Origin of the sequence: Planktotalea sp. (assembly GCF_965659345.1) — a bacterium.
Lineage (GTDB): Bacteria > Pseudomonadota > Alphaproteobacteria > Rhodobacterales > Rhodobacteraceae > Planktotalea.
On record NZ_CBFHVK010000046.1, the window covers coordinates 1 to 4,425 of the forward strand.

A 4,425-nucleotide genomic window follows, 5' to 3' on the forward strand; every position below is an offset into this window, starting at 1 on the left:
CGTTTGGTATCCTTTGTGTCTTTTGAGACTGGATACGAGAATTCACTAAATACAACATAATGACTATTATGCGAATTGGACCATTCAGTAGGCACATTGTCGGAGTGGCTATATAATGAGATTGAATTAATGAGACCGAGAGTGCTGTCTTCTCAACAGTTTAGGCTTTGTGCCGAATTGCCGCATCTGGACATGTTTGCCGAAAGAATTCCGGTTTCGAACTCCGCAGAAATACTCTGGGGCGTATTCACTTCCGCTAGATAGCAAGCAATGCAATCAAAACCGAATACCAAACAAGCCACCGGTTTCTTCTTGGTCGTTAAGACGCGTAGGGTTAACAAATTGCCATACATCGAAGTCATCCTGAAACCCATCCTCGGGTAAAGCGTCAGAATTCATTGAAACGATGTATTGGAAGCCGACCTTTTCCGCGTGGGCTGCACCAAGCTGAAGGGCCTTGGCTACCTGCCGTTCATCAACTCCATCAAAGAGATGACTGTCATGGATGAGAAAGCCAGGGCCAAGCCCGCGTTTGGTTGCAAGTTCAGCCAGCATCAAATCGAAACAGAAAATCTGCATGTTGTTGATGCCTTTGCTGCGCTGCGATTCAATCGAAACGTCAAACACCGGGCCGTTGTCCGTCGCACCGATGGTCAGGCTTCCAGCCTCTTCGTAGAGTGCAGTCGACAGGCTCTCAAAGACGAGGATCGCCTGTCCAACGATGTCGCTTCGTTCGTGAAGATCGCTCTGCAATGCCTGTTGTAACCGCGCACGTTCGATGTCGAGTTGCACTTGCGTGCTTTCGATCCGCTCCGCGATCTCCAACTGCTGGCGCAACGCTTCTACGTCAGCTTCGGAACGGCCAAGCTCTTGCTGTATGCTGGTATAGTGTTCCAACGCGCCACCGGATTGCAGGATGCCCATGATCTGTTGGCGTCGTCGATCCTGTTCCGAGCGCTCATCGTCGCGTTCCTCAATCCTTTTCTCTGCTGCGGTGATCTCACTTGTAAGGTGAGACTGGCGGTTTCTCACAATTGCTTCGTGGAACTCAGAAACTTCCTCGAACCGCCGTCCGACTGTGTCAGGCAGAACAACACCGGCTTCTTTGTATAGTTTCTGGACGTTGGAAATCGCCGGAGGTGCCTCGCTTTCGAGCGCGGCTGTTAGTTGTAAAATAAGGTCCCTGTCGATGAGGTTGTCGTTGTTCATCGTGGAAATCGCGCGCGTAAGCTGGGACGCCTCCTGTTCGAGCGCCGCATACTCTGGAACGACATTGAATGTAGCAATCTGCTTTTTGAGCCGATCGGCCTTGCCTTGCGCAACGGTCAGGCGGGTGCGGAACTGTGCAGAAGTGCCATAAAAATCGCCAAGATTGCCCTGTTTTGCGGCCCTTCTTAGCTCCTTCATCGCCTTCTCCTGATCGCGGGTTTCCTGAAACTCCTGTGAGATATTGGCGTCAAGACCAAGGAGATAGGAGATCGCTACCTGTTGGTCCCAATTCTGCTGCTGTCCTGACTGCTGAGTTGGCTGCACGAATGCACCGCTCCCTTGCCGTCTAGCGAAGTAGGAAAAGAGAGAGCGGAATGTTGGACCGAAGCGTCCTTTAGCCTCGTCGTTGGTTGGCAAGCCAAACAGAAGCGTTCCTAGAACGAGCTTCCAGTTTGCTTGGGATATGATCAGATCGCCAGTCTTCTTATCGAGATCGGGCTGAATCGGCCAATGTTCAGTCTCACCCTGTATGCTTATTTTCGAAGGTTTCTCCCCAGAGCGCGCAGCAGTTACGATATGCCCGCCAATGTCCGCCTGCACTTCAAATTTATATGGCGTCAGCGCCTCCGACCGGAAAATGCTCTTCGTGTCGGCATTGCTGCCATAGATAAAGTGAATTAGGTCTACAAAGCTGGATTTTCCTGCTCCGTTTCGCGTCTGACGATCAGTGGCCTCAGCCGTTTTCTCGGCCAGAACGATATTCAGCCCCGGTCTAAAGGTGAGAGATTTGAAACTATCGAGATCGCTTGTGACCGTATGGATCATGACGCCGCCTTCCGAAGAAGGCCGTTTTCGAAACTGACGGCCTCCAACATAAAAAGAAGGTCGAGCGACAAAACGAACCAGTCATAGTTGATCGGAGCTACACCGACAGGCTCGCCACGTTGTTCGCGCACTTGATCCCATACTTTGGAAACAGTCATTGGTCTGCTCAAGCTAGCGAGAATATCTGCTCCGACAGTCAAAAGCGCGCGCTCGGGTAGGATGTGTTTTGTCGGCAGAATCATGACGTGGTTCCCTGCTCCACTTGATCCTCGAAAATGTCGCAGCGCTCGAAAAAATACGACATCACGGCCAGAACGGCGGCTTGACGCTCAGGAAGTCCGGTCATGCCACCGGCGAACTGCTGCAACTCCGCGAAAATGATGTCGGGTTGGAGCTTGTCACTCCGAAGGGTCTTGTAACGGTCCCGGAACCCTTGGGCGATCTCTTCACCGAAACTAGGATCAGGATATTGGTTGAGGAAGCGCTCGACCAGCTGTTCTTTACGGCGACCTTGGCGTAGCAGGCCAGCCGCCGCTTCAGACAGGTCGTTCGCTTGCAGTTTTGCGGGCGATGGCGCGGTCAGAGGCGGATTGTCATCCGGTTCCATCCGCTGGATTGAAGTGATGACAGGCTGTAGCTCAACAAACTCAAGCCGTGCCAAAGTAGTTTGCGTCGGCGCTGCGCCGAACAGATCAACTAACTGCGGCTGAGTCAGCACCATAACGATGGCAAAAAGCTCGGTGTAGCTCATTTGGCCTAGCGTGACTGTCGAGTTGGCCGCCCCGAGATCGATGAGCTGCTGCGTGACATCGGCAGGAAGCCCAGCGTCATCATTGTGGACAAAGACCCAGCGTTCCATTCGGTTGCCCCAATGTCCGACTGCTCCGTTGAAGTCTGCATCAACTTTCTTTTGCATCGCGTCGAGCTTGGTGCTTCGCGGCGCATAACACTGAAAGACGGTCTTGTCGCTCGCGCGATATCCGTCGCACTTGAGATCGCCTTTGTTGCCGTAGGGGCGAACTGCCTGAAAATCGCCCGCATGTGCATGACCCATAATCCGTGAGAACATATCTTCAAACGCCTGCCCCTGGTTTTTCAGGAAGGCGTTTTCAAATTTGAGTTGGTAGATGTAGCGCTGTAGCTCGTCCATTATGCGGTCGCCGCCAAGGCACGTTGAACTGTGCTTCTATTTACGCCCAATATCTCAGCCATTCCCGAGACGGTTTCGCGTTTCGCCTCGATGGCTCGCTTTGCATGTGCGACTTGTGCGGACGTCAGTGCTGGCGGCCGACCCAACCGTTTACCCCGCTTCTTCGCTGCCTGAAGACCGGCTTTGGTCCGCTCTTGGATAAGGTCACGTTCGAACTCGGCAAGTGCGCCCATGATGTGAAACACCAACCGCCCACCTGCTGTCGTTGTGTCAATTCCATCTGTCAGGCTGCGAAACTCAATGCCGCGCTCTCCGAAAAGTTCTAGTAAATGGATCAGATCAGCAATCGACCGCCCTACCCTGTCCAGCTTCCAGACAACTAAGAGATCATTGTGGCCCAGGTGATCCATGGCTTCGGCAAAACCCGGACGGGTTTCGGCGGCTTTTGCGCCACTTTGCGCTTGGTCAGTGATGATCCGGTCGCACCCGGCCTCGGTCAGCGCCTCGATCTGTAGATCAAGGTTCTGTTCCTCAGTAGATACTCGTGCGTAGCCGATTTTCATGGATTCTTTTTGCACGAGGTTTTTGCGGCAGTCTAGCGCTATTTGGATCAAGGACTTAGCGAATAGGAGAGAATTGCCGCAAAAAGGGTCGTTTTTGCCGCGCTCAACCGAAGCCTTCAAGGAAGAACTGACAAAACTGAGATAGGGGGACCTGTCGCAACGAGCCTTGATATTCCACAGTCCGGCGGCAGTTCTGGACGGTGTTTACAAAGTTGGAACCGTGGCACAGTCAAGACAGCATACTAGAGGATCTCGCATCAAAATTGTTCATGATAATTGCTTGGCAGGCTTCGTATGCTTCGGTTGCCCTCGCGTGATCTGATTTCCAAAGCTGATGGAAAGATCTTAAGCAGGCAGCGTGAGGTGCGCGATCAGAAAGTAGGAAATCAATACTTTCGTCTTCTTCTTTTTCAAGCATCAAGAACAAAAGTTGAATAAACGTTGCGCGTTGATAATGTAGTGAATCTCGGCGATTCAACCCAAAGAACTCAATAATCACCTTTGCACGATTGTGTCGCACTCCACTCTTTGTGACAGGTTTGGCAGTTGTTACATCAAATTCAATCAGCTTAGCGGGATCATCGTCAAGTTTGCCAATGGGATGGCTTTGTTGCACAAATCGGGCACTGTAGGATTCACTGTGTGAATCCAGCGTGATAGCTCGCGGACATGAGCAGT

The 4,425-nt window shown here is 52.0% G+C and carries 5 protein-coding genes; all 5 read right to left on the minus strand.

Features of this window, described 5'->3' with window-relative positions; genetic code table 11:
* Positions 1-276: 276 nt before the first annotated feature.
* Positions 277-2,034 carry an ABC-three component system protein gene (locus tag ACTG3Z_RS17405; protein WP_439144265.1) on the minus strand — a complete coding sequence of 586 codons (1,758 nt, stop codon included), beginning with the start codon at positions 2,032-2,034 and terminating at the stop codon, positions 277-279.
* Positions 2,031-2,276, minus strand: a complete 246-nt coding sequence (locus ACTG3Z_RS17410; protein WP_439144266.1) for an ABC-three component system middle component 6 — start codon at positions 2,274-2,276, stop codon at positions 2,031-2,033. Before ACTG3Z_RS17410 ends, ACTG3Z_RS17405 begins: the two co-directional genes overlap by 4 nt.
* Positions 2,273-3,184, minus strand: coding sequence for an ABC-three component system protein (locus tag ACTG3Z_RS17415; RefSeq protein WP_439144267.1), 912 nt, complete (start codon positions 3,182-3,184; stop codon positions 2,273-2,275). The genes ACTG3Z_RS17410 and ACTG3Z_RS17415 overlap by 4 nt, the downstream gene beginning before the upstream one ends.
* Positions 3,184-3,747, minus strand: coding sequence for a recombinase family protein (locus tag ACTG3Z_RS17420; protein ID WP_439144268.1), 564 nt, complete (start codon positions 3,745-3,747; stop codon positions 3,184-3,186). Before ACTG3Z_RS17420 ends, ACTG3Z_RS17415 begins: the two co-directional genes overlap by 1 nt.
* A 229-nt stretch (positions 3,748-3,976) precedes the next feature.
* On the minus strand, positions 3,977-4,425 hold a 449-nt coding region (locus tag ACTG3Z_RS17425; RefSeq protein ID WP_439144269.1), incomplete at its 5' end, for a hypothetical protein.

What these genes read in the sequence shown, in the direction of transcription:
- ACTG3Z_RS17405 (WP_439144265.1), bottom strand. Translation starts at nt 2,034, where the DNA reads ATGATCCATACGGTCACAAGCGATCTCGATAGTTTCAAATCTCTCACC.
- ACTG3Z_RS17410 (WP_439144266.1), bottom strand. Translation starts at nt 2,276, where the DNA reads ATGATTCTGCCGACAAAACACATCCTACCCGAGCGCGCGCTTTTGACT.
- ACTG3Z_RS17415 (WP_439144267.1), bottom strand. Translation starts at nt 3,184, where the DNA reads ATGGACGAGCTACAGCGCTACATCTACCAACTCAAATTTGAAAACGCC.
- ACTG3Z_RS17420 (WP_439144268.1), bottom strand. Translation starts at nt 3,747, where the DNA reads ATGAAAATCGGCTACGCACGAGTATCTACTGAGGAACAGAACCTTGAT.